25 protein-coding genes are annotated in these 21,661 nt (G+C 67.4%); 9 read left to right on the plus strand and 16 right to left on the minus strand.

Annotation, left to right across the window (positions count from 1 at the left end):
• Window position 1 precedes the first annotated feature (1 nt).
• Window positions 2–661, plus strand: coding sequence for a tetratricopeptide repeat protein (locus ACSQ2G_RS12675; protein WP_436031325.1), 660 nt, complete (start codon window positions 2–4; stop codon window positions 659–661).
• Window positions 662–664: 3 nt separating this feature from the next.
• The gene (locus ACSQ2G_RS12680; protein WP_436031326.1) at window positions 665–1,480 is read left to right on the plus strand and encodes a phosphatase PAP2 family protein; all 816 of its coding nucleotides are present in this window, start codon (window positions 665–667) and stop codon (window positions 1,478–1,480) included.
• Window positions 1,481–1,745: 265 nt separating this feature from the next.
• Here the strand turns inward: ACSQ2G_RS12680 and ACSQ2G_RS12685 are convergent, their stop codons facing one another.
• Genes ACSQ2G_RS12685 through ACSQ2G_RS12695 form a run of 3 tightly spaced genes read right to left on the minus strand, consistent with a single transcriptional unit; the run spans window position 1,746 to window position 3,391 of the window.
• On the minus strand, window positions 1,746–2,525 hold the full coding sequence (locus ACSQ2G_RS12685) for a sulfite exporter TauE/SafE family protein (RefSeq protein ID WP_436031328.1): 780 nt from the start codon (window positions 2,523–2,525) through the stop codon (window positions 1,746–1,748).
• 4 nt (window positions 2,526–2,529) lie between these two features.
• On the minus strand, window positions 2,530–3,063 hold the full coding sequence (locus ACSQ2G_RS12690) for a rhodanese family protein (RefSeq protein WP_436031330.1): 534 nt from the start codon (window positions 3,061–3,063) through the stop codon (window positions 2,530–2,532).
• Complete coding sequence (locus tag ACSQ2G_RS12695; protein ID WP_436031966.1) at window positions 3,032–3,391, minus strand: ArsR/SmtB family transcription factor; 360 nt, start codon at window positions 3,389–3,391, stop codon at window positions 3,032–3,034. Before ACSQ2G_RS12695 ends, ACSQ2G_RS12690 begins: the two co-directional genes overlap by 32 nt.
• A gap of 74 nt (window positions 3,392–3,465) precedes the next feature.
• Here ACSQ2G_RS12695 and ACSQ2G_RS12700 point away from each other — a divergent pair, with 74 nt between their 5' ends.
• The gene (locus tag ACSQ2G_RS12700; RefSeq protein ID WP_436031332.1) at window positions 3,466–4,338 is read left to right on the plus strand and encodes an MBL fold metallo-hydrolase; all 873 of its coding nucleotides are present in this window, start codon (window positions 3,466–3,468) and stop codon (window positions 4,336–4,338) included.
• A gap of 161 nt (window positions 4,339–4,499) precedes the next feature.
• On the opposite strand, the gene ACSQ2G_RS12705 is transcribed toward ACSQ2G_RS12700, so the two are convergent.
• The 3 genes from ACSQ2G_RS12705 to ACSQ2G_RS12715 all read right to left on the minus strand — a co-directional run bounded on the left by ACSQ2G_RS12705 (window position 4,500) and on the right by ACSQ2G_RS12715 (window position 5,618).
• On the minus strand, window positions 4,500–4,661 hold the full coding sequence (locus tag ACSQ2G_RS12705; protein WP_436031334.1) for a hypothetical protein: 162 nt from the start codon (window positions 4,659–4,661) through the stop codon (window positions 4,500–4,502).
• A gap of 228 nt (window positions 4,662–4,889) precedes the next feature.
• On the minus strand, window positions 4,890–5,225 hold the full coding sequence (locus ACSQ2G_RS12710; RefSeq protein WP_436031335.1) for a hypothetical protein: 336 nt from the start codon (window positions 5,223–5,225) through the stop codon (window positions 4,890–4,892).
• A gap of 117 nt (window positions 5,226–5,342) precedes the next feature.
• The gene (locus ACSQ2G_RS12715; RefSeq protein WP_436031337.1) at window positions 5,343–5,618 is read right to left on the minus strand and encodes a metal-sensitive transcriptional regulator; all 276 of its coding nucleotides are present in this window, start codon (window positions 5,616–5,618) and stop codon (window positions 5,343–5,345) included.
• An 86-nt stretch (window positions 5,619–5,704) separates the two neighbouring features.
• On the opposite strand from ACSQ2G_RS12715, the gene ACSQ2G_RS12720 reads away from it, so the two are divergent.
• A complete protein-coding gene (locus tag ACSQ2G_RS12720) occupies window positions 5,705–8,098 on the plus strand; it encodes a heavy metal translocating P-type ATPase (protein ID WP_436031339.1) in 2,394 nt (797 codons plus the stop codon).
• A gap of 245 nt (window positions 8,099–8,343) precedes the next feature.
• Window positions 8,344–9,289, plus strand: a protein-coding gene (locus ACSQ2G_RS12725) for an IS630 family transposase (RefSeq protein ID WP_436027530.1) whose coding sequence is annotated in 2 segments (ribosomal slippage) — window positions 8,344–8,685 and window positions 8,687–9,289 — 945 coding nt in all. Because the reading frame shifts where the segments join, the coding sequence is not laid out codon by codon here.
• Between the two features lie 2 nt (window positions 9,290–9,291).
• On the opposite strand, the gene ACSQ2G_RS12730 is transcribed toward ACSQ2G_RS12725, so the two are convergent.
• Window positions 9,292–9,540 (minus strand): NAD(P)-binding domain-containing protein, encoded by a 249-nt coding sequence (locus ACSQ2G_RS12730; protein WP_436031341.1) that lies wholly within the window; start codon window positions 9,538–9,540, stop codon window positions 9,292–9,294.
• Window positions 9,541–9,701: 161 nt separating this feature from the next.
• Window positions 9,702–10,436: an SDR family NAD(P)-dependent oxidoreductase gene (locus ACSQ2G_RS12735; protein WP_436031343.1), complete on the minus strand. Its 735-nt coding sequence runs from the start codon at window positions 10,434–10,436 to the stop codon at window positions 9,702–9,704.
• Between the two features lie 272 nt (window positions 10,437–10,708).
• Here ACSQ2G_RS12735 and ACSQ2G_RS12740 point away from each other — a divergent pair, with 272 nt between their 5' ends.
• Window positions 10,709–11,602 carry a LysR family transcriptional regulator gene (locus ACSQ2G_RS12740; protein WP_436031345.1) on the plus strand — a complete coding sequence of 298 codons (894 nt, stop codon included), beginning with the start codon at window positions 10,709–10,711 and terminating at the stop codon, window positions 11,600–11,602.
• A gap of 110 nt (window positions 11,603–11,712) precedes the next feature.
• Here ACSQ2G_RS12740 and ACSQ2G_RS12745 read toward each other — a convergent pair whose 3' ends face one another.
• The 5 genes from ACSQ2G_RS12745 to ACSQ2G_RS12765 form a co-directional block, all read right to left on the minus strand.
• Window positions 11,713–12,498 (minus strand): ABC transporter ATP-binding protein, encoded by a 786-nt coding sequence (locus ACSQ2G_RS12745; protein ID WP_436031347.1) that lies wholly within the window; start codon window positions 12,496–12,498, stop codon window positions 11,713–11,715.
• 11 nt (window positions 12,499–12,509) lie between these two features.
• Window positions 12,510–13,424, minus strand: a complete 915-nt coding sequence (gene ntrB / locus ACSQ2G_RS12750) for a nitrate ABC transporter permease (protein ID WP_436031349.1) — start codon at window positions 13,422–13,424, stop codon at window positions 12,510–12,512.
• Window positions 13,425–13,434: 10 nt separating this feature from the next.
• Complete coding sequence (locus ACSQ2G_RS12755; protein WP_436031351.1) at window positions 13,435–14,742, minus strand: CmpA/NrtA family ABC transporter substrate-binding protein; 1,308 nt, start codon at window positions 14,740–14,742, stop codon at window positions 13,435–13,437.
• A gap of 20 nt (window positions 14,743–14,762) precedes the next feature.
• Window positions 14,763–16,133 (minus strand): alginate export family protein, encoded by a 1,371-nt coding sequence (locus tag ACSQ2G_RS12760; RefSeq protein ID WP_436031353.1) that lies wholly within the window; start codon window positions 16,131–16,133, stop codon window positions 14,763–14,765.
• 323 nt (window positions 16,134–16,456) lie between these two features.
• Window positions 16,457–17,452, minus strand: a complete 996-nt coding sequence (locus ACSQ2G_RS12765) for a PAS domain-containing sensor histidine kinase (protein WP_310078937.1) — start codon at window positions 17,450–17,452, stop codon at window positions 16,457–16,459.
• Window positions 17,453–17,844: 392 nt separating this feature from the next.
• Here ACSQ2G_RS12765 and ACSQ2G_RS12770 point away from each other — a divergent pair, with 392 nt between their 5' ends.
• Window positions 17,845–18,414 carry a 2'-5' RNA ligase family protein gene (locus ACSQ2G_RS12770; RefSeq protein ID WP_436031355.1) on the plus strand — a complete coding sequence of 190 codons (570 nt, stop codon included), beginning with the start codon at window positions 17,845–17,847 and terminating at the stop codon, window positions 18,412–18,414.
• Window positions 18,415–18,529: 115 nt separating this feature from the next.
• Here ACSQ2G_RS12770 and ACSQ2G_RS12775 read toward each other — a convergent pair whose 3' ends face one another.
• Entirely contained in the window at window positions 18,530–19,900 is a 1,371-nt protein-coding gene (locus tag ACSQ2G_RS12775) for a PLP-dependent aminotransferase family protein (protein ID WP_436031357.1), read from the minus strand.
• Window positions 19,901–19,965: 65 nt separating this feature from the next.
• Here ACSQ2G_RS12775 and ACSQ2G_RS12780 point away from each other — a divergent pair, with 65 nt between their 5' ends.
• Together ACSQ2G_RS12780 and ACSQ2G_RS12785 are read left to right on the plus strand one after the other, a co-directional pair.
• Window positions 19,966–20,361, plus strand: a complete 396-nt coding sequence (locus tag ACSQ2G_RS12780) for a DUF983 domain-containing protein (RefSeq protein WP_436031359.1) — start codon at window positions 19,966–19,968, stop codon at window positions 20,359–20,361.
• Between the two features lie 150 nt (window positions 20,362–20,511).
• On the plus strand, window positions 20,512–20,679 hold the full coding sequence (locus tag ACSQ2G_RS12785) for a hypothetical protein (RefSeq protein WP_436031361.1): 168 nt from the start codon (window positions 20,512–20,514) through the stop codon (window positions 20,677–20,679).
• Here ACSQ2G_RS12785 and ACSQ2G_RS12790 read toward each other — a convergent pair.
• Both ACSQ2G_RS12790 and ACSQ2G_RS12795 read right to left on the minus strand, forming a co-directional pair.
• A complete protein-coding gene (locus ACSQ2G_RS12790; RefSeq protein WP_436031363.1) occupies window positions 20,676–20,909 on the minus strand; it encodes a hypothetical protein in 234 nt (77 codons plus the stop codon). The two genes, ACSQ2G_RS12785 and ACSQ2G_RS12790, sit on opposite strands and share 4 nt — an antisense overlap.
• Window positions 20,910–20,918: 9 nt before the next feature.
• Window positions 20,919–21,656: a DUF899 domain-containing protein gene (locus ACSQ2G_RS12795; protein ID WP_436031365.1), complete on the minus strand. Its 738-nt coding sequence runs from the start codon at window positions 21,654–21,656 to the stop codon at window positions 20,919–20,921.
• Between the last annotated feature and the right edge of the window lie 5 nt (window positions 21,657–21,661).

Genomic DNA, 21,661 nt, shown 5'->3' on the forward strand with positions numbered 1-21,661 from the left:
CATGAAACTTTCCATGCTGGCCGTGGTGGCGGCCGTCGCTCTGGCCGCCACGCCCGCCCTGGCCGCCGATCCGGTTTTCGACGCTCGCATCGACGGCCTGGCCCGAACCTGGGCCCACGTGAACTACGAGGTTCGCGACAAGTCGGCCCAGGCGGCGGAAGCCGCCAAGCTGGCGGCCGAAGCTGACACTCTGGCCAAGCAGTATCCCAACCACGCCGAGCCGCTGGTCTGGGAGGCGATCTCCACGGCCACCGAGGCCGGCGCCAAGGGCGGCATCGGCGGTCTGGCCCTGGCCAAGAGCGCGCGCGGCATGCTGGAGCGGGCCGAGAAGATCAATCCCGCGGCTCTGGGCGACGGCTCGGTCTATACCAGCCTGGGCTCGCTCTACGCCCAGGTGCCGGGCTTCCCGATCGGGTTCGGCGATGCGGGCAAGGCGCGGGCCTATCTGACCAAGGCCCTGGCCGCCAATCCCACCGGCGTGGATTCCAACTTCTTCTACGGCGACTTCCTGATGCGCCAGAGCGACTACGCCGGGGCCGAGGTCGCCCTGCAACGGGCGATCAACGCGCCGGCGCGTCCGGGCCGCGAGGTGGCCGATCTCGGGCGCAAGGCGCAGGCCGCCGCGCTTCTAGCGACCGCCCGTCAAAAGGCGCATGGCTAGGGCATGGCTACGGCAAGCGCTTTCGACGCGACCCAGCGACGCGTGTCCCTCAAGCGTAGCGGGACGCTCGCCGCCGCGCTGCTGCTGATCGCCGCGCTGCTCGGTGTCGCGGTTCGGGCGTCGGGCGGGGTGACGCGGTTTGACGACGCCTTCGCCACGGCCGCCTGGCGCCTTCGTCAGCCCTGGCTGGACGAGGCGATGATGGCGCTCTCCGGGTTTGGCGATGGCTTGCCGCGCTGGTGTGTCACCGCTCTGGTTTCGGCCTATCTGGTGATGGCGCGACGTTGCCGCTGGGCCTTGGCGCTCGCGGGGGCGATGGGCGCATGCGCATTGCTTGCCCCTGCCTTCAAGCTGGCCTTCCATACCCCACGACCTTCGCCGCTCTACGCCGGGGTCGATGCGTTCAGCTTTCCCAGCGGCCATGCGGCCTCCGCGGCTGTGCTCTATGTCATCCTGGGCGCGCTGGCCGCGGAGGGGGTGACGAAATCTTGGAGGCTTTCGGCCTTGGGAATGGCGGCGGCGATGGTCACCTCGATCAGCGTGTCGAGGGTCTATCTCGGCGCCCACTGGTTGTCAGATGTCCTGGCGGGCGTCGCGCTGGGGTCCGCCATCGCCATCGCCGCCATCGCCCTGGCGCGACGCGCGGAGGCAGGACAGCCCATCGCCGATGGTCGCAACAGCATCGCGATCGCCGTCTGTCTTGTCGTTGTGGCGGCGGGGACGGGGCCGATCGTCGTCGCCAAGGCGCATCGGCTCTATGCGCCCTTCCTGAGCCGAAACGTGACTCGGCCTCTGCCGCCTTGGCGTTCATCGCCTTGACGACATCGCACGCGCCTCGGCCACACAATGGGCCTTGGACGGAGGACCGAGCCTAGCGCATGGACGAAAATAGGGTCGCGTGGCGCTTTGCGTTTCAACGCCACCCAAAGCTGGCCGCCATCGTCGCGGCGTCTGGCTGCCCTTCGGCGCCGAAATCGGTTGGTGGTTGCCGGAAGGTGAAATGGCCTACTGGAAGGCCCGCATCGATTTCTGGGAGAAAGACTAGGGTGAATTCGCCGATGGCGACCCATGACGCGTCACTCAACTACCGGACCGCCAGCGTCCGCCAGGCGACATAGGCCGCTGTGACGACGATCATGGCGGCAAACAGGCGTCGCGCCAGCAGCGCCTTGACGACGAGGACAGGCGCCAGGCGCGCGCCGATCGCCACGCCGGCCGCGCCGCCGGCGACCATGGCCAGGAGGATGGGGACATCCATCAGGCCAGAGGCCGCGTAGCTGGCGCTGGTCGCCGCGCCGAACAGGGTCACCGAGACCAGGGACGAGGCGGCCGCGTTGGCCAGGGTCATGCCCGTCGCGGCCATCAGGCCCGGGGCGATCAGGAAGCCGCCGCCGATGCCGAAGAAGCCCGCGGCCAAGCCCGTCAGCGCGCCGACCGGCGCCAACCGCATCGCCTTGCCGCTGTCGATCTGGACGTCAGGATCGCCGGGCGAGCCTGGCTTGCGGAACATGGCCAAGCCCACCGCCGCCATGGCCACCGCGAACCAGATCAGCAGGGTGTCGCCCGGCAGCGCCTTGGCGACATGGGCGCCGACCAGCGACCCGGCGAGGCCCGGTGCGCCGAAGGCCAGGGCGCAAGGCCATTTGACGCGACCAGCCTTGGCCTGGGCGGCAAGGCCCACAGCGGCGTTGACCGCGACGGCGGCGGCCGAGACGCCGATCGCGACATGGGCGTCCTTCATGCCCACCGCGTAGAGCAGCAGGGGCGTGGCGAGCACCGAACCGCCGCCGCCAAAGAGGGTCAGCAGCAGAGCGACCAGCCCTCCGCTCAGGGCCGCGACGCCATAGGTCCAGGCTTGGTCCATGACCTTACGCCGTCCTTGGCCGGTTCCACGGCGCCAGAACCAGCAGCCGGGCCATGCCGCAAAAGCCAGTGGTTCCAGCCAAGGTCAGACCCCCGCCGACGAAGGCCGAAATCCCGAAGAACCAGGGCGAGACGACAAGGCCCAGGACCACCCCGGCCAGCACCAACAGGCCGGCGACGATCTGCACCTGGCGCATCATTTCGAGCGGCGCCTTGGTGTCGACATCGACGGGAAGGCCGGCCGCGTCCCAGGCGTCCAGGCCGCCTTCCAGAACATAGGCGCGCGCGCCGCAGGCCGCGGCCAGGCGCGCGCCATTGGCGCCGGTGCGCTGGCCTGAGCGACAGCTGAAGATCACTTCCCGCGCGTCCGGCAGGCCCAGGCCCTTGGCCGCCAGGTCCGAGAGCGGCCGCGACAGCGCACCCCGCGCCCGTCGCCGGGCGAATTCGTCCGGCTCGCGAATATCGACCAGGACCGCGCGGCGGTCGGCCAGGCGCTGGGCGGCGTCATCAGGTTTGAGGGAGATCAGGGGAGAGGTCATCGGGGGCGCTCCTGCCAGGGGGACAGAAGATCTCCGCGAGCGTGCCGACCACCTTGAGGGCGGCGGGATCGGCGATCCGGTACCAGACGCTGGTGGCCTCACGGCGCGTGGCCACGACACCTTCGTCGCGCAGCACCGCAAGGTGTTGCGACAGCGCCGACTGCGACAGGCCGACGAGGGGCAGCAGTTGCCCCACCGACCGTTCGCCATCGGCGAGCTGGCACAGGATCATCAGCCGCCGCTCGTTGGCCAGGGCGCGCAGGAGCTTGGCGGCTTCCGCGGCGCTGGCCTCGAACTGGCGGACATCGAAACGCGAGAGATCGAACATGAACGCCATATATTCACTTGTGCTAAATTAGCAAGTGCTCATATTAAAGGCTGTGCCGACTGGAGACTCCGACCATGCGACCTGACGTTCAGGCTTTTTTCGATTCGGCCACCTTCACCGCCAGCTATCTCGTCGTCGATCCGGCGACGCGAACGGCGGCGATCGTCGATCCCGTGCTCGACTTCGAGCCCAAGGCCGGGCGCCTCTCGACCGCCTCTGCCGACGCCATTCTGGCCGCCGTGAAGGAGCAGCGCCTGACTTTGGCCTATGTGCTGGAGACCCACGCTCACGCCGACCACTTGTCAGCGGCCGACTACATTCGGGGCAAGACCGGCGCCAAGATCGTCATCGGCGCCCGCATCGTCGAGGTGCAGAAGGTCTTCATCCCGGTATTCGAGGCCGATGAAACGGCCGACGGCGCCGCCTTCGACGTCTTGATGGAGGAGGGCGAGACCCTTGCGCTGGGCGACCTTGCGATCGGGGTCCTGCACACGCCCGGCCACACCCCCGCCTGCCTGACCTATCTGATCGGCGACGCGGCCTTTGTCGGAGACACCCTGTTCATGCCCGACTACGGCACGGCGCGCGCCGATTTTCCGGGCGGCGACGCGCGTACGCTCTACCGGTCGATCCGAAAGGTGCTGGCCCTGCCGCCGTCGACGCGGATCTTCGTCGGCCACGACTACCTGCCGGCTGGTCGCTCGGATTATCGCTGGGAGACCACGGTCGCCGAGGAGCGCACTCATAACGTCCATGCCCATGACGGCGTCGGCGAGGAGGCGTTCGTGGTCCTGCGCCAGGCCCGGGACGCCACCCTGGCGGCGCCGACGCTCATCCTGCCGGCGTTGCAGGTGAATATCCGCGCGGGCGCCTTGCCTGAGCCTACTGCCGCTGGCAACGTGTTCCTCAAGCTGCCCGTGACGGGGCTGGCGGCGATGGGCAGCTGAGGGCCCCATGGGTGTTGCGGCGCTCTGGGCCTGCTGGCCAGAAACCTCGCCGATCGCTCGGTCCAACGCACGGGCGCCTTAGTCGAGTTCACTTGCTCAACCACCTGGCTTACGAATTGCTGAGCCTCGTGGCCGCCTTGGAGGATCAATGCGGCGTCGTCCTACCAGCGGGACCTAACCATCCGGTGGCGATCGTCCACCGCGGCCGCGTGCCAGGTGAGCTTGAAGACGCCGGCCATCAGCTTGCCACGGGGAGCGCCCGTGATCGTCCTATGGTCCTTGGAGGCGCGGGTCTTGATCGGGGCCTTCATGCCGTCGGTCATCGCTAGCTCGAACGTAGAGAAAGCGGGAGTGGTCAGGCCGATGGCCTTGGGCGCGGCGACCGTCGCGTTGGCGGCCTAGTCGGAAGAGACGAGCTTGGCGTGAGCATTGGCCTGGCCCGCGATCAACAGAGTCGCGGCGACGGTCGTGGCGAGAAGGGCGGCGTGGGGCGCATGGGCTTGTCCTTCGGCGGGTTCTTACTCCCCACACGCGTCGGCCGCACACCTCCCTCACTTTTTAGGCGTCTTGTCCGCGTCCGGCTTGCGCATCTGGTCCATCATTTCCACGCAGTGCTTTTGGCGCTCCTCGCTCGTCATTCCAGCGTGGCTGGTCATGGGCGCAGCGCCGGGAGCAGGTTTGCCCTCCGTTCCCGACATCTTGTCCATCATCGTCTTGCACTGCATGGCGTCGGGCATCGTGGGGGGAGCCGGGGGAGTTACCGGCGTCGTGACGGACGGCCTTTCGACTTCGGGGTGATGAGCTGAATGATCAGTCTCCTGGGCGATCGACGCGCTGGCGAGGCCAAAGCCGACGAGGCCAGCGGTGAGGAAGAAGGCGAGGCGCATGATGGTGTTCCTTGTGCCAGCACAATCCCTCACGGTCAGGAGGCCTCGGTGTTGCGGTGGATCAAATCCATCGCGCCTATTTCGTGAATGATGCGGTCCTTGGGCTTGCGGCCAAATCTAGTTGGTGGCGCGCTCCAGGAGTTGAACCAGTTCCGCCACCTTGGCGCGGCGCTCTTCCTCGCCGCCGCTGATCATCGCCGTGGTGACGCAGTGATCGATGTGCTCCTTGAGCATCTCGGTCTCGACCACCCGGATCGCGGCGCGGGCGGCCTGCAGCTGGGTCAGCACGTCGATACAGTAGCGATCGTTCTCGATCATACGCGCGATGCCACGGACCTGGCCTTCGAGGCGGTTCAATCGGTTCAGCAGGCGCGGCTTGTTTTCGCGGATCATTCGAAGCTCCTGGACGTTGGTTAAAGATATACCCCTAGGGGGTAATTGCAATTCACCGATTCTGAGCATATCTCTCGCTCGATATAATGCCCCCAGGGGGTATGGAGGATGCGTCCATGCGACATGATCCGCACGACCATGCACTTCACCACCACGCCGAGCCCTCGGCCGGCGCGAGCGAGACCGACGGGAGGGTCAAGGATCCTGTCTGTGGGATGACCGTCGATCCGAAGGTCACGGTCCATCACGCGGCGCATGACGGTCAGCCCGTCCGTTTCTGTTCGGCGGGATGTCGCACGAAGTTCGTGGGCGATCCGGACAAATACCTGAACGCCAGTTCCCACTCCGCCGCGCCGCCGACATCGCCTGACGCCCTCTACACATGCCCCATGCACCCGGAAATTCGCCATGTCGGGCCCGGCTCCTGCCCGATCTGCGGCATGGCGCTGGAACCGATCACCATCACGGCCGAACACGGACCCAATCCCGAATTGGCGGACATGACCCGGCGATTCTGGTTCGGACTGGCCTTGGCCGCGCCGGTGTTCGCGCTGGAGATGGGCGGCCATTTGACCGGCCTGATGATGCTGATGGATCGTCAGGTCTCGAACTGGATTCAGCTCGCCTTGGCGACACCCGTTGTCTTGTGGGCGGGCTGGCCATTCTTCGTTCGAGGCTGGACCTCCTTGGTCACCCGGCGCCTCAACATGTTCACCCTCATTGCGATCGGCGTTGGGGTGGCCTGGACCTACAGCATCGTCGCGGTCCTGCGGCCGAGCTTGTTTCCGCCGACCTTCCAAGATGTGACAGGCGCCGTACCGGTCTATTTCGAGGCTGCCGCCGTCATCACCGTGCTCGTTCTGCTGGGACAGGTTCTCGAACTGCGCGCCCGCGAACAGACCAGCGGCGCCATCAAGGCCCTCCTCAATCTCGCGCCCAAGACGGCGCGGCGCGTTCGTGGCGACGGCGTCGATGAGGAGGTCACGCTCGACCTGATCCATGTCGGCGACCGGCTTCGGGTGCGTCCCGGCGAGAAGGTGCCGGTCGATGGCGAGATTCTGGAAGGGCGCGTCTCGATCGACGAGTCCCTGGTGACGGGCGAGTCGATGCCGGTCACCAAGGAACCGGGCGCCAAGGTCATCGCCGGCGCCATCAACAAGACCGGCTCTTTCGTGATGCGCGCCGAGAAGGTCGGGGCCGACACCCTGCTGTCGCGCATTGTTCAGATGGTCGCCGAAGCCCAGCGTAGCCGCGCGCCGATCCAGCGGATGGCCGACCAGGTCTCGGCCTGGTTCGTACCCGCCGTGCTGGCGGTCGCCGCGCTTGCCTTCGCCGCCTGGGCCATCATGGGTCCTGATCCGCGCCTGTCCTACGCTCTGGTGGCGGCTGTTTCGGTCTTGATCATCGCCTGTCCGTGCGCCCTGGGCCTGGCGACACCCATGTCGATCATGGTCGGCGTCGGCAGGGGCGCTCAGGCCGGCGTTCTGATCAAGAACGCCGAGGCGCTGGAGCGCTTCGAGAAGATCGACACGCTCGTCGTCGACAAGACCGGCACCCTGACGGAGGGCCGTCCGGCCTTGATCGCGATCACTCCGGCCGCCGGGATCGAGGAATCCGAGCTGCTGCGTCTCGCCGCGAGCCTTGAGCGCGCCAGTGAGCACCCGTTGGCGGACGCCATTTTGCGCGCGGCCAAGGACCGAAATCTGACGCTGTCGGAGACCAGCGACTTTGACTCGCCGGTCGGCAAGGGCGTGCTTGGCGTCGTCGATGGCAAGCGCATCGTGCTCGGCGGGCCGCGTTTGATGACGGAGCTTGGCTTGAACATGTCGCCGCTCGAGGCCGAGGCCGAACGTCTTCGTCGTGATGGCGCGACGGCGATCTTCGCGTCGATCGACGGGCGTCTGGCCGGGGTCTTGGGAATTGCCGATCCAATCAAGCCGACCACCCTGGAGGCCGCGCAGGCGCTGAAGGCGGTTGGCGTCCGTCTGGTCATGATGACGGGGGACAACCGCACGACGGCGCTCGCCATCGCCAAGCGCCTGGGCATCGACGAGGTCGAGGCCGAGGTCTTGCCCGAGGACAAGGCCAAGGTCGTGCAGAGGTTTCGGAGCGAGGGGCGATCAGTGGCCATGGCCGGAGACGGCGTCAATGACGCACCGGCGCTCGCGGCGGCGGAGGTCGGCATTGCGATGGGCGCGGGCGCGGATGTCGCCATTGAAAGCGCGGGCGTCACCCTGCTCAAAGGGGACCTGCTCGGCTTGGTCCGTGCGCGCCGGCTGTCCAAGGCTGTGATGAGCAATATCCGGCAGAACCTGGTGCTCGCCTTCATCTACAACGTCGCTGGCGTGCCGATCGCCGCCGGGGTCCTGTACCCTTCGATGAAGCTCCTGCTGTCGCCTCAACTCGCGGCGGCGGCGATGGCCCTGTCCTCGTTCAGCGTCATCCTCAATGCCTTGCGGCTTCGAGGGGTGAAGCTATGACGCGGCTGTTTGGCTTGCGGCAGCGCTGACGCGAGCAGGACGGGGCTTGGCGCCGGTGAACGCCTTCGCCACGACGGCGGAGGACGGAATACCCTCCAGCTCCTCGGGGACCGGAAACAGGTTCATCGCGTCGACGACGGTCTTGCCCTTCCAACTAGAGCGGGTTGAGGTTTAGCTGAATCGCGGGATTCCCAAATCAGCTAGGGTCTGATTCAAGATGCTGGCTGGGAAGGAGGCCAGCATGGATGGGCAAGCCCTGTTCGTTGGATCTTCGTGAGCGCGTGGTGGCGGCGGTTGAGAGCGGCGGCCTGTCGCGCCAACAGGCCGCGGCGCGGTTTGGCGTGGCGCCCAGTTCGGCGATCAAGTGGGTGGCGCGGTTCCGGGCGACCGGGAGCGTCGCGCCGGCCAAGATGGGCGGCTACAAGCCAAGGACGCTGCGTGGCGAGCATGCCGACTGGCTGGTCGCCCGCTGCCGGGAGAAGGACTTCACCATCAGCCAGTTGGTGGAGGAGCTGCAGCGGGTGCGGGGCCTGAAGGTGGACCGGCGTTCGGTCTGGGAGTTCCTGCACGCCCAAGGCCTCAGCTTCAAAAAAAAGCCTGTTGGCCAAGGAGCAGGATCGGCCTGACGTGGCTCGCCGACGTGAGCAATGGCGCAAGTATCAGGGGCGCATCGACGCTGATCGCCTGGTGTTTATCGACGAGACCTGGGCCAAGACCAACATGGCGCCCCTGCGCGGTTGGAGCCCTCGTGGCGCCCGACTCAAGGCCAAGGCCCCGTTCGGCCGATGGAAGACCCTGACCTTCATCGCCGCCCTCAGGCGCGACCGGATCGATGCGCCCTGCCTGCTCGATGGCCCGATCAACGGCCAGATCTTCCTGGCCTGGGTGCGGACCTTCCTGGTCCCCACCCTTCAAGCCGGCGACGTCGTGGTTATGGACAATCTGGGCAGCCATCGCGGCAAGATGGTCCGCCAGGCCATCCGCCAAGCCGGGGCCAGGCTCCTCTTCCTGCCCAAATACTCCCCCGACCTGAACCCCATCGAGCAGGTCTTCTCCAAGCTCAAGCACCTCCTGCGAAAGGCTCAGGCCCGCTCACACAATGGCCTGCTCAAGGCCACCGGCATGCTCCTCAACGCCTTCCCTCCAGAAGAATGCGCCAACTATCTCAGAAACTCAGGCTATGCCGCCTAATCTCAACACGCTCTAGGCAGCGCCTTGGCGACGTCCGGATGCGACTCGAAGCGGACCGCCAAGAAGACGATGTCCGCCTTGATCGCTTCCGCCAGTGTCTTGGGGAGGATCGTGGGGCCGATCGCGGCCGTATCGGCGGCGAAGCTTTCCGGGTCGCGCGTGGTTGCGACGGAGACTTCGAGGCCGTTGCGGGCGGACGCCTTGGCCAGGGCCTGGCCGATCCTGCCGAAGCCGATAATTGCGTAACTCATAATACTTCTCCGATCCGTGTTGATCTTGATTTCCTGGCTTTCAGCGGCGCTGGGCTATCGCGCTGGGCTATCCGTTTTCGGTGCGTGGCGATTTTCGCGCAGGCGTCGCGCCGCCACGGAAGTTCCCGCCGATTGGCCGCTTCTCGCGGTCCGGCGCGAATTCAGATGGCCGAGAAGCCGCCGTCGACGGACAACTCCAGCCCGTTCACGAAGCTCGAATCGTCTGAAGCGAGAAACAGCGCGACCGCCGCGATTTCCTCGGGACGACCCATCTTTCCCCGCGGGATCAGGGATTCGAACATCTGCTTGGCTTCCTCGGTGAGAACCTGGTCCTGCATCGGCGTGGCGATCGGCCCCGGGTGCAGCACGTTCACGCGGATATTCCTGCCCTTCAGTTCGTTGAGCCACCCGCGTGCGAAGGCGTGCAGCGTCGCCTTGCTCGCCGCATAGACGCTGTAGCCAGGAAAGCCTTTGATCGAAGCCACCGACCCGGTCATGAAGATCGAGCCGCCATCGTTGAACAGCGGCAGCGCCTTCTGGACCGTGAACAGCGTGCCGCGCGCATTCAGGTTGAAGGTCGCATCGAAGTGTTGCTCGGTAATCTCGCCCAGCAGGGCGGCTTCGCCCGTGCCGGCGCTGGCGTACAGGACGTCGATCTTGCCCTTTTCCCGCTTGACCGTGTCGAACAGGCGGTCGAGGTCGTCGAGATTGGACACGTCGCCGCGCACGCCGGTCACGTTCCGGCCGATCAGTTTGACGGCCTCGTCCAGCGCCTCCTGTCTCCGCCCCGTGATGAAGACGTAAGCGCCTTCTTCAACGAACCGTTTGGCGCTCGCCAGCGCCATGCCGCTCGAGCCGCCCGTGACGACGGCAACCTTACCTTCAAGCTTTCCCATGACTTCCTTCAAACTCCGTCTTTGGTCGTTCGGGGAGATCCCCGAGGACCTGGAAGTAAGTCTGTCGGGTCAGGCTTTGAGTGCGGAAGCGCGCACATCGGTGGTGCGAAATCGAACCGGCTGGACGGGCGACGCCGGCCGCGACGATCGGTGTCCGCCGTTCAGAAACTGGGCCACGTTGTTCGGTATGGGCTATGATGGCGGCCCATACTGGTGTTCGATGCGTTCGCTGCGGGCCTTGGAAGCTGCACCACGCGGTGCCGGAATGCACCATGATCGACTGGGATGACGTTCGCTATTTTCTGGCCGTCGCGCGCGGAGGCTCGCTGCGAGCCGCCGCCGAGCGCCTCGGGGTGAACCACTCGACGGTGCTGCGACGCATCGCTCAGCTTGAGGAACACCTCGGGGCGCAGATGTTCGAAAAGCTGCCTTCGGGCTACCGTCTGACGGCCGCGGGCGAGGAGGTGCTCGAACTCGCCAACCAGATGGAGGCCTCGTCGCACCAACTGGAGACCCGTGTCTTCGGTCGCGACCAGAGCGTGCGCGGGCTTCTGCGGGTGACGCTGCCGCCGCCCCTGGCGACACACCTGCTCATGCCAGACTTCGCCGATTTCGTGCGCCTGCATCCGGGCATCGAGTTGGAAATCTTGTCGTCTGGCGAGTTGGCGAATCTGACCAATCGAGAGGCCGACGTGGCGATCCGCGTCGTCTACAACCGCGAAGCCTTGCCGCTCAATCTTCACGGCCTGAAGGGGCCGGAGGTGTTCGGCGGCTTCTACATCTCCGGCGACCGCCTCGCTGCGTGGCGCGCGGGCCCGCCGGATCCCAGATGGATCGCCGTAAGTGGTCATGGCGTCCCGGACTGGGCCCGCGAGAGTGAGGTTCGCACCACGGGGGTCCCATTCAGGACCACGGACGGCGAGGCCCAGATCGTCGCCGTGCGGCAAGGTATCGGCATCACGACGCTGCCGTGCTTCGTCGGCGATGCCGATCCCCTGTTAGAGAGAGTGCCGGGCAGCGACCTACACTTGTATGGACCGGTTTGGCTTCTCACGCAGGGGGAGACCCGCAAGACCAAGCGCGTGCGGCTTTTCACGGAGTTCATGTCTCGCAGGCTTGCCGCCTACGCTCTACTTCTAGCGGGGCTTTCCGTCGTGCGAGACTGACGCCCGGCAAAGCCCGGCGACGACCGGCGACGACCGGCTTGCGCAGGACTGCGTTCGGCGAAGCGTCCCGCCCAGCCGTTCAGGGAGCAATATGCGCCGCGTTTGTTTCCTCAGGCCGCGCGGCGGGCGTAGAGGAACTCGATCACCGCGGCCCGGGCGTGGACGTAGGTCGGGTTCTCGGCGACGGCCAGGCGGTCGCGCGGGCGGTCCAGGGCGACGTCGAGCACCTGGCCGATTGAGGCGCGCGGGCCGTTGGTCATCATCACGATGCGGTCCGACAGCAGGGCGGCCTCGTCGACGTCGTGGGTGATCATCAGCACCGTGTTCTTCAGGGCCGCATGGATCTCCATGACGCTGTCCTGCAGGTGGGCGCGGGTCAGGGCGTCCAGGGCTCCGAACGGCTCGTCGAGCAGCAGGACCTTGGGCTCCATGGCCAGGGCCCGGGCGATGCCGACCCGCTGCTTCATGCCGCCGGAGATCTCCGAGGGCCGCTTGTCCATGGCGTGGGTCATCTTGACCAGGTCGAGGTTGTGCAGCGTCCATTCGCGGCGCTCGGCGGCGGACTTGGTCTTGCCGAACACCTTGTCGACCGCCAGGCTGACGTTCTCGCGCACCGACAGCCACGGCAGCAGCGAGTGGTTCTGGAACACCACCGCCCGGTCCGGGCCGGGGGCGTTGACCTCCTGCTTGTCGAGGATCACCGCCCCGGTGGTCACCGGCACCAGGCCGGCGACGACGTTGAGCAGGGTCGACTTGCCGCAGCCGGAATGGCCGATGATCGAGACGAACTCGCCCTTGTCGACCCGCAGGTCGACGCCGGTCAGCACCTCGGAGCGGGCCGAGCCCTTGGCGAAGGTGACGCCGACGGCTTCGATGGAGAGATAGGCTTTTGCCATGGTGGAGTGTCCTAGCTCGCCGCGCTGCCGCGCGAGATGATGCGGCCCAGCAGGGCCACCAGACGGTCGAGGAAGAAGCCGGTCAGGCCGACCCAGGCCAGGGCCACGACGATGTCGGAGATCCGCCCGGAATTGTACTGGTCCCAGATGAAGAACCCGACCCCGACGCCGCCCAGCAGCATCTCGGAGGCGACGATGGCCAGCCAGCTCATGCCGATGCCGATGCGCAGGCCGGTGAAGATGTAGGGCGTGGTGGCCGGCAGCAGGATCTTGAAGAAATACTCGGCCGGCGACAGCCGCAGCACCTTGGCGACATTGACATAGTCGGCCGGGATGTTGCGCACCCCGACGGCGGTGTTGATGATGATCGGCCAGATCGAGGTGATAAAGATCACGAACAGGGCCGAGGGCTGGGCCTGCTGGAAGGCGGCCAGCGAGATCGGCAGCCAGGCCAGGGGCGGCACGGTGCGCAGCACCTGGAAGATCGGGTCGAGGCCGCGATGGGCCCAGCGGTTGGCGCCGATCAGCACGCCCAGCATCACGCCGCAGACCGCCGACAGCGAGAAGCCGACGCCGACCCGGCTGAGGCTGGTCAGTACGTGCCAGAACAGGCCCTTGTCGACCCCGCCCCGGTCGAAGAACGGGTCGGTGATCAGGTCCTTGGACTCGGCCCAGATGTGCAGCGGCGAGGGCACGCCGGTATAGGAGTCACCGGCCATGCCCTGCCAGATGCCCAGCAGGACCAGCAGGGTCACGGCCGGCGGGATCACCGCCGCCGCCGTGGCCCCGGCCCGGCGGCGCAGTTCCGACAGCCGCGAAGCCCGGGGCTCGGGGGCCGGGGCCGGCGGCGGGGCCGCCGCCTTGACCTCTCCCATGGCCCCCGCCACGGGTTCGGCCGGTGAGAACGAGGGCTTGGGAAAGGTCATCACCGCGCTCCTAGACCAGTTTCTTGATCGGCTGGCTGGCCAGGTAGGCGCCCGGATTGGCCGGGTCGAACACCTTGCCGTCGAAAAACCGCTCGACGCCGCGGCTGTCGCCGGCCGGGCCGGACTGCCCGATGGTCTTGGCGGCCGCGCGCCAGATGTCCGAGCGGTTGACCTTGTTGACCAGGGCCTGGGTGTTGGTCTTCTGCGGCAGCACGCCCCAGCGGATGTCCTCGGTCAGGAACCACAGGTCGTGGGACTTGAAGGGGAAGCTGGCGCTGTCGGCCCAGAACTTCATGTGGTGCGGCGAGTTCTTCAGGGTGCGGCCGTCGCCATAGTCCACCGTGCCCTGCAGGCGGGGCAGGATGTCGCCCATCGGCACGTTGACGTACTGGCGTCCCGAGACGATCGAGCACATGGCCGGCAGGTTCGCGGCCTTGTCGCACCACAGCTGCGCCTCCTGCACGGCGGCGGTGATCGCCTGGGCCGCGCGGGGATATTTGTCGACCCAGGCGGCGCGCATGCCCAGCGCCTTTTCCGGGTGGTTCATCCACAGTTCCGAGGTCAGGCAGGCGGTGTAGCCGACATGCTGGTTGACCAGCTGGCCGTTCCACGGTTCGCCGACGCAGAAGGCGTCCTGGGTGCCGGCCTTCATGTTGGCGACCATCTGCGGCGGCGGGATGACGATGGTCGAGACGTCGGTCTCGGGGTTGATGCCGCCGGCCGCCAGCCAGTAGCGGACCCACAGGTCGTGGGTGCCGCCGCGGAAGGTCATGGCCACCTTGGCGATGTTGCCGGCCGCCTTCAGCTGCTGGAACTTGGCCTTGGCGCCGGCGCTGTTGAGGCCGACCTTGACCGCCTTGAGGTCGTTGCCGACCGAGATGCCCTGGCCGTTGGTGTTGAGCCGGGCCAGGATGTACATCGGCGTCGGCGCGCCGCCGGTGATCGCCCCGGTGGTCATCAGATAGGGCATGGGCGAGAGAATGTGCGCCCCGTCGATGCCGCCGCGTTCCGAACCCAGCACCAGGTTGTCGCGGGTGGCGCCCCACGAGGCCTGCTTGAGGACCTCGACATCGGGCATGCCGTGCTTGGCGAACAGGCCGCGCTCCTTGGCGATGATCACCGGCGCGGAGTCGGTCAGGGCGATGAAGCCCAGCTTGGCCTTGGCCACTTCCGGACCCGAGCCGGCGGCGTGGGCCCCGGCCGGGAAGGCGGCCCGGGCCGCCGCCACCGTGGCGGCGGCGGCGATCAGGGCGTGGCGCCGGGTCAGGCCCGTTTCGGGGCTGGCGGCGGCGGCGACGGTCTTGTCGGTCTTGGTCATGATCTTCAATCCCGCTCGGGTCAGAGTTTGTATTCGAGGGTGAACCAGGCCTTGGTCCGCGAGGCCGGCGGCGTCGCCGTGCCCAGCGGCACGGTCTTTTCGCGCTGGAAGTCGGCGTACTTCAGCTGGATCGAGAGCTTGGGGGTGATGGCGGCCGTGAACTGCAGGTCCCATTCGCGGCCGAGGTCAGCGCCGGTCCGCTGGTCGTCGAAGTCGTGGTAGCGGACCAGGAAGTCGGTGTTGAAGAAATAGGTCCGCTTGAAGCGCGGCTTGACGTTGAACGTCAGGTTGGCGTCCTCGATGCCGTCGACGAAGCTCTTGTTGCCGCCCGGCGAGACGAAGGCGTCGGACCAGCCCTGGAAGGCGTGGACGGTGGCCAGCGGCGTGGTGAAGCCGCGGGTCCCGTCGCCTTCCAGCGACTCGTAGCTGGCCTTGACGGTGTAGATGTCGAAGGTGCCGGCGATGTCGCCGCCGAAATAGGCCAGGTCGAAATTGGGCGTGTTGCCGTGATAGTCCGACTGCTTGGCGTAGGTGGCGTTGTAGGCCAGCTGATAGAGGCCGACCCAAGTCTTGCCCGAGGCCTTGACGCCCTTGGTCAGCGACGAGTTGACCGCCGAATTGCCGAAGTCGAGGGCGTAGACGAAGCCCTGCAGGCGCAGCATCTCGGCCGGCGACCAGGTGACGTTGAGCAGGTGGCTGTCGCTGTCCCAATCCTTCAGCTCGCCGAGGATGCGGTTGACGTGGGTGACATAGGCGTAGGTGCCCTTGATCCGACCGAGGGCGAAGTCGGTGCGGATGGCGTCGAAGGTCTGCTCGTCCTGGCGCCAGCCGACATTGCCGACGAAGCGCTGGTCGTCGAGCAGGATGCGCTGGCGGCCGGCCGTGACCTGCAGGGCGGCGCTGGGCGTCCAGGTCAGCTGGGCGCGGTTCAGCTCGGTGACGTCGGGGTCGTTGACCACCGGATAGCGGGCCTTGTCGGCGCCGTTCAGCGGGGCGGTGGCCACGCCGGGAACGTTGACGGCGTAGTGCTCGGGGCCCGCCTGGCGGACGTCCTCGAACTCGATCAGGCCCTTGACGCCCTTGAACTCGCCGGTCTCCCAACCGAGGCGGGTGCGGATGGTGAAGGCCGAGGCGTCGTCCTTCAGGGTGGCGGTCTTGGTCTGGTCGACGTTCTCGTAGCGGGCCCGGACCTCGAGGATCAGCTTGCCGGCCATGATCTGGTCGCTGATGGTCGGCGGCGGAGCGGGGGGCGGGGGCGGCTCGACGACGTCCGCGACGGGTTCGGTGGTGGCCGGAACGGGCTCCGGCGCCGATTGCGCATAGGCCGTTCCGCCCAACATCAGGGCGCAGAAAGCCGTGCTGCAACGCAGCATTCCTCGCAGTCTTGTCATGCTTTAGTCCCCCAATAGACCAAAAAAAACGCCCGGCGGGATCGCTAGGAGCGATCTCTCCGGACGTCGTTGTCCAAACGGTACCGCACGGCTGCATCGCCCTACGGCGGCCCTCTCGGGCCATCGCGGAACGTCGTTGTCCCGCGTGTCGGGATCAGGAAGGGGCCGGTCGGGCGGCGCGGCAATCCGAAAACTCCACCATGTCGCATCGCAGCATGAAAACGCGGCGATTTGCATAGCAGCGGTGCACGGACGATGGGGACGTTGCCCGGATTTCGCGCGTTTGACCCGCGTCGCGGCCGGGCCGGCGGGCGGTCCGGGCGCTAGCTTTTCGGCAGGAAGGGCGCCCAGGCTTCGACCAGCACGCCGGGAAAGGCGCTGGTCAGCGAGATGTGGCCGCTGACGAACTCCAGGCGTAGGCGCATGCCCGCCAGCCCGACGCCGGTCGTCGCCGAGGCGCTTTCCGCCAAGCCCACGCCGTAGTCCCGGATCGACAGCAGGACCATCTCGCCGGCCTGGCGCAGGCCGATCGTGGCGCGAGGGCTGCCGGAGTGCCGGTGCACATTCGCCAGGGCCTCCTGGGCGACGCGATACAGCGCCACCTCGGTCGGCCGGGCCATCTTGGGAAAGTCGTCGGCGATGTCGATCTGCAGCGACAGCCCCGTGCGCCGCGCGAAGCCTTCGGCCATCTGCCGGATAGCAGGGCCGAGGCCCATCTCCTCCAGGGCCGGGGGATGCAGCACGTAGGACAGGCTACGGATCTCCTCCAGGGCGTTGACCAGCAGAGCCTCGATCTCGCCCCGGATCTTTTCGGCGCGGCCCTCCACCTTCATCGCGCCCAGCATCAGCTTGGCGCCGGTTAGATACTGGGCGGTGCCGTCGTGAAGCTCGCGGGCGATGCGCCGGCGCTCGTCATCCTCGGCGTGCAGCAGCGCGGCGGTGGCGCGTCCCAGGGCCGCCTGGGCGTGCCGTTGAACGGTGATGTCCTCCTGCGCCACGATCACCAGCGTGCGCCCGTCGCTGGAGACGCGGGTGGCGGTCATCCGGGCCCACAACGGTCCGTTGGCCAGGTCCATCTGGTATTCGTGGCGGAAGGGGCCCGGCTCGCCCGCCAGCAGTCCTCGCAGGCCCACGGCTGCTTCGCCGGCGCCCAAGCCGTCGCAGAACCCAACATAATTCAGGCCCAGTCCATGGTTTTCCACCGGTAGCGCGTTGAATTCGGCAAAGCGCGCCCAGGCGTCATTCACAGCGATGATCTCGCCCTCGGCGTTCAGGATCGCCACGTTCGCCGTGACGGTGTCGAGGACGGATTCGGGCAAACCAGACGCGGACCATGCGCTCATCTCGTGAGCCGTGTGCATTCAGTGTCGAGCCTTATGTTTGATCGTTCGTGGCGCCCCAGCGGTTATGCGAGATTCGCGGGATGAGGACGCGACAACATCGCGCATATTTTTCAGCGCCCGCTGCTTCGGGGGAAAACTACATTTTTCGAGATGCAGTGGTTGGAATAGATCCTGACGTCGGTCACGAACGACAGGGAAGATCTCCTTCCGGAACATTTCGAGCGACGCTTCGGGCGACGGGAAATCGCACCCGCTTGTCGCCCAAGGCTAGACCTTTGCGGCCATTCGCCAAGCGGGAATAAGATCCAGCGCTGTGCTCGCAGGATGTGCTCGTGGCGCCATTTTCGGAATCTCGGCAAGATGCCCTGGTGTCCGACCAGTTTTCCCTCTTCGACGCGCCGGCGATCACGGACCGGCTGTTCTTCGCGATCTTTCCCGATCCGGCGACGGCGGCGACCATCGCCCAGCGCGCTGACGCCTTGCGGGGCGCGCACCAACTGACCGGCCGACCGCTGGCGCCCGAGCGGTTTCACATCACCTTGCATCACCTGGGCGACCATGCCGGCGTGCGGCGCGACATCGTGGCGATGGCCAGCCAAGCGGCCGAAGCGATGACGACTCCGTCCTTCGAGGTCGCGTTCGATCGCGCCGCCAGCTTCCACAACGGCGGCAACAACCCGTTCGTCTTGCAAGGCGGCGACGGTCTCGAGGCGCTGAAGGCTTTCCAGCGCGATCTCGGCCTGGCGATGGCGCGGGCCGGCCTGGGCAAGCTGGTGGACAGGAGCTTCACGCCGCACGTGACCATGCTCTACGATCGCCGGCTGGTCGCCGAGCAAGCCCTTTCGCCCATTCGCTGGACCGTTGGCGGCTTCACCCTGGTCCACAGCCTGTTGGGGCGAACCGAGCACATCCCGCTGGCGCGATGGGCGTTACGCTGAAAATGGCGAGCGATCCGCGATCGGACCGAACCAAACGCCGCCTGGCGCATTGTCCAGCGGTATCCCCTTGATTTGAATTCGCCCCGGGGCCTCCAAGCTCCGGGGCGCTTGTCGCTCAGACGACCGTCGGCGGCTTCAGCAGGGCCGCGACATTGCCGAGCGCTTCGCGCAGCAGCGACGCCTTGGCCGGGCCGCCCAGCGAGATGCGCAGGCCGGCGGGGGCGTCGGGCGTGACGGCGAAGGCGTTCGCCCCGACCAGCGCCAGGCCGCGCGCCGCCGCCAAGGCGCGAAGACCGCCCGCGTCGAGGCCGGCCGGCAGGTCCAGCCAGACATGAAGCCCTTCGGCGTCGCCACGGGCTGCGGGCAGGAGCTCGGCGGCGATGGCCCGGCGCGCCCGGGCTTCCAGCCGCACGCCGGCCAGAATCCGCTCGGCGGCGCCGTCGCGGATCCAGCGCACGGCCACCGCCGTGGTCAGCGGCGATCCCATCAGGGCCGTGGCGTGCAGGGCGTCGGCGATCTGCTGTGCCATCGCGTCGGTGGGAGCCGCCAGAAAAGCGATGCGCAGGCCCGGCGACAGCGTCTTGGACAGGGTGGCGATGTGGAAGGTCCGCGCCGACGCCAGGGTGGCGAGGGCGGGCAGTGGGGTGTCGAACAGGCGACTGTAAGGGTCGTCCTCGATCAGCCAGACCGCGCTGGCGGCCACGACGGTCGCGACCTCGCGGCGGCGCGCCAGGCCCATGGTGGTGGCGACAGGGTTGCGGGTGGTCGGAACCAGATAGACGGCCGCCGGCCGGTGCTCGGCGCAAAGCCCGGCCAAGGCTTCAGGCAGGAAGCCTTCGTCGTCGACCGGGCAGGCGACCAGCCGCAGGCCCAGCCGGGCGGCCAGGGCGATGATCCCGGGATAGGTCAGGGGCTCTACCACCAGGGCCCCGCCCGGCTTGGCGACCGTGGTCAGAACCGCCGTCAGGGCCGACTGGGCGCCGGGGCAGACCACGATCCGTTCGGGCCCGACGTCGCCCAGCGTCGCCGCCAGCCAGGCCGCACCGGCCGCGCGCTGTCCCGGTGTCCCGGGACCGGCGTGATAGGCCATCAAGGTGGCGACGTCGGTGCGGTCGAGGATCGCGGCGGTCGTCTCCTTCAGCAGCGCCGCCAGCGACACGCCCTGGGGCGGCGGCGGCAGGTTCATGCTGAGATCGACCAGGCCGGTCTCGTCGTCGGCGGCGCGGCGGCGCACGAAGGTGCCGCGGCCCACCGCGCCCTCGACCAAGCCGCGGGCTCGGGCGGCGCCATAGGCTCGGGTGACCGTTGTGAAGTCGATGCCCAGCTGATCGGCCACGGCGCGCTGGGGCGGCAATTGATCGCCCGGCTGCAACTCGCCCTCGCGGACGGCCGTTTCAAGAGCCTCGACCAGCGCCAGATAGATCGGCCGGCCTTGGCCGGGCCGGATGCGCCGCAGCCAGCCAGCCGTGGGGCGATCCCGCGTCATGGTTGCTTTTCCATGATGCGATACATACATTCGATGATTAATGTATGCAACAAGGCGCTCATTGTATGGAACGGCCGCTCACCACACCCTTCGACAGCCCGACGAGCCTGCGGGCGGGCTTGCTCTGCCGCTGTCCGCGCTGCGGCGAGGGCAGGCTGTTCGGCGGCTTCCTGCGCCTGGCCAAGCAGTGCGACCGTTGCGGGCTGGACTACGGCTTCGCCGACCCAGCGGACGGCCCGGCCTTCTTTGTCATGACCGGCATGGGCATCCTGGTCATCGCGGTCTGGGCGTGGGCGGTGATCGCCTGGAGCCCGCCGCTGTGGGTGCAGTTCGCGACGGTCTTTCCGGCCCTGCTGGTCGGATGCTTGGGCACGTTGCGGCCGGTCAAGGCCTGGTTGGTCGCCGAGCAGTACATCCACAACGCCAGCGAAGGCGGGGCCTCCAGCGTCCAGGAGCGGTAGGCGAGGGTGCCCGGGCGGGCGTTCTTCACGGTCGCGATTCTGTAAACTGGCCTGACCTGTCCTCTGATTTCCCCCTCTGCGCTCAGAGCGATCTGCACCGGCATCGGTGCCAGGGCCGGGGTCATCGACGAGACCCCTGCCGTCAGCCTCGTGTTCGCCGATCCGCCGGAGATCCAGGAAGCGCGGTTCGTGCACGCCCATCCGGCCGAGATGTGGACCGAGGAATACCAGGCCGACATGGTCGACTGGCCGGCGCGGCTGTGTCTGCCGGTGTACTTCAGCCGGGCGCTGAAAGAGCCTCGCGTCGAATCCGCCTAGGACGGCCGGCCCGAGCACAGCGGCGCGGCGACGATCTCGGCCATCACGGTCCGATCGTGGGCCTGGGCGCGCTGGCGATAGTGCTCCAGGTGGTGCGGAACCAGAACCGCCAGGGCCGTGGCCGCGCCGCCGGCGAGGATCGCCACCGGCCACGCGCCCAGCAGAGCCCGCAGGCCGCGCGCCGAGGCGCCGGTCAGCAGGGCCAGCAGTCCCAGCGCGCAGCACAGCATGGCGGACGCCTAGGCCGGAACCGCTTCGCCGTGACAGGCCTTGGCCGGCGCGGCGTCCTCGTATTCGTCGTGGCGGCGCATCCAGTCCATGGAGCCTTCCTCGTTGCGGCCCAGGGGCGCGCGGTCGAGGATCATGTAGGTCCCGATCAGTTCCTCGCCGCCGCGGCCGTAGCTGGAATAGGTGTGGAACACCTGGCCGGTGTCGTCCTTGTAGAACGAACTCATGCCGGGCAGTTCGTTGGCGTCCTCGCCGGCGGGCTCGAAATTGTAGGTGGCGCCGGCCGCGATCGTCTGGGGCGTGAACGACACGCCGAAATCGTAGTTGAAGTCGCTCTCGAACGATGAGGCCCACGGGAAGGTCCAGCCCATCCGGGCCTTGTAGGCGGCGATCTTGTCCAGCGGCGCGCGCGACACGGCGATCAGGGTGACGTCGTGATGGTTCAGGTGGGGCAGGGTCCCGTCCAGGTGATCGGCCAGGAACGAGCAGCCGGGGCAGCCGGCGTCCCATTCGGGCGGCAGCATGAAATGGTAGACCACCAGCTGGCTTCGGCCGTCGAACAGCTCGGCCAGGGTCTTTTTGCCGCTCGGCGTATCGAAGGCGTAGACCTTGTCGACCTTGACCCAAGGCAGGGCCAGCCGCTCAGCGGCGTTGCGGTCGCGCAACTGGGTCTCTTCCTTCTCGTGGGCCAGCAGCGCCTTGCGCGCCTCCAGCCATTCCTCGCGCGATGCGACCTTGTGGTTGGGCATGGTTG

Origin of the sequence: Caulobacter sp. LjRoot300 (genome assembly GCF_964253875.1) — a bacterium.
Classification (GTDB): Bacteria; Pseudomonadota; Alphaproteobacteria; order Caulobacterales; family Caulobacteraceae; genus Caulobacter.

Excerpts from the sequence above, each read along its gene's own strand:
- ACSQ2G_RS12675 (WP_436031325.1), top strand. The coding sequence starts at position 2 with ATGAAACTTTCCATGCTGGCCGTGGTGGCGGCCGTCGCTCTGGCCGCC.
- ACSQ2G_RS12680 (WP_436031326.1), top strand. The coding sequence starts at position 665 with ATGGCTACGGCAAGCGCTTTCGACGCGACCCAGCGACGCGTGTCCCTC.
- ACSQ2G_RS12685 (WP_436031328.1), bottom strand. The coding sequence starts at position 2,525 with ATGGACCAAGCCTGGACCTATGGCGTCGCGGCCCTGAGCGGAGGGCTG.
- ACSQ2G_RS12690 (WP_436031330.1), bottom strand. The coding sequence starts at position 3,063 with ATGACCTCTCCCCTGATCTCCCTCAAACCTGATGACGCCGCCCAGCGC.
- ACSQ2G_RS12695 (WP_436031966.1), bottom strand. The coding sequence starts at position 3,391 with ATGTTCGATCTCTCGCGTTTCGATGTCCGCCAGTTCGAGGCCAGCGCC.
- ACSQ2G_RS12700 (WP_436031332.1), top strand. The coding sequence starts at position 3,466 with ATGCGACCTGACGTTCAGGCTTTTTTCGATTCGGCCACCTTCACCGCC.
- ACSQ2G_RS12705 (WP_436031334.1), bottom strand. The coding sequence starts at position 4,661 with ATGACCGACGGCATGAAGGCCCCGATCAAGACCCGCGCCTCCAAGGAC.
- ACSQ2G_RS12710 (WP_436031335.1), bottom strand. The coding sequence starts at position 5,225 with ATGCGCCTCGCCTTCTTCCTCACCGCTGGCCTCGTCGGCTTTGGCCTC.
- ACSQ2G_RS12715 (WP_436031337.1), bottom strand. The coding sequence starts at position 5,618 with ATGATCCGCGAAAACAAGCCGCGCCTGCTGAACCGATTGAACCGCCTC.
- ACSQ2G_RS12720 (WP_436031339.1), top strand. The coding sequence starts at position 5,705 with ATGCCCCCAGGGGGTATGGAGGATGCGTCCATGCGACATGATCCGCAC.
- ACSQ2G_RS12730 (WP_436031341.1), bottom strand. The coding sequence starts at position 9,540 with ATGAGTTACGCAATTATCGGCTTCGGCAGGATCGGCCAGGCCCTGGCC.
- ACSQ2G_RS12735 (WP_436031343.1), bottom strand. The coding sequence starts at position 10,436 with ATGGGAAAGCTTGAAGGTAAGGTTGCCGTCGTCACGGGCGGCTCGAGC.
- ACSQ2G_RS12740 (WP_436031345.1), top strand. The coding sequence starts at position 10,709 with ATGATCGACTGGGATGACGTTCGCTATTTTCTGGCCGTCGCGCGCGGA.
- ACSQ2G_RS12745 (WP_436031347.1), bottom strand. The coding sequence starts at position 12,498 with ATGGCAAAAGCCTATCTCTCCATCGAAGCCGTCGGCGTCACCTTCGCC.
- ntrB (WP_436031349.1), bottom strand. The coding sequence starts at position 13,424 with ATGACCTTTCCCAAGCCCTCGTTCTCACCGGCCGAACCCGTGGCGGGG.
- ACSQ2G_RS12755 (WP_436031351.1), bottom strand. The coding sequence starts at position 14,742 with ATGACCAAGACCGACAAGACCGTCGCCGCCGCCGCCAGCCCCGAAACG.
- ACSQ2G_RS12760 (WP_436031353.1), bottom strand. The coding sequence starts at position 16,133 with ATGACAAGACTGCGAGGAATGCTGCGTTGCAGCACGGCTTTCTGCGCC.
- ACSQ2G_RS12775 (WP_436031357.1), bottom strand. The coding sequence starts at position 19,900 with ATGACGCGGGATCGCCCCACGGCTGGCTGGCTGCGGCGCATCCGGCCC.
- ACSQ2G_RS12780 (WP_436031359.1), top strand. The coding sequence starts at position 19,966 with ATGGAACGGCCGCTCACCACACCCTTCGACAGCCCGACGAGCCTGCGG.
- ACSQ2G_RS12790 (WP_436031363.1), bottom strand. The coding sequence starts at position 20,909 with ATGCTGTGCTGCGCGCTGGGACTGCTGGCCCTGCTGACCGGCGCCTCG.
- ACSQ2G_RS12795 (WP_436031365.1), bottom strand. The coding sequence starts at position 21,656 with ATGCCCAACCACAAGGTCGCATCGCGCGAGGAATGGCTGGAGGCGCGC.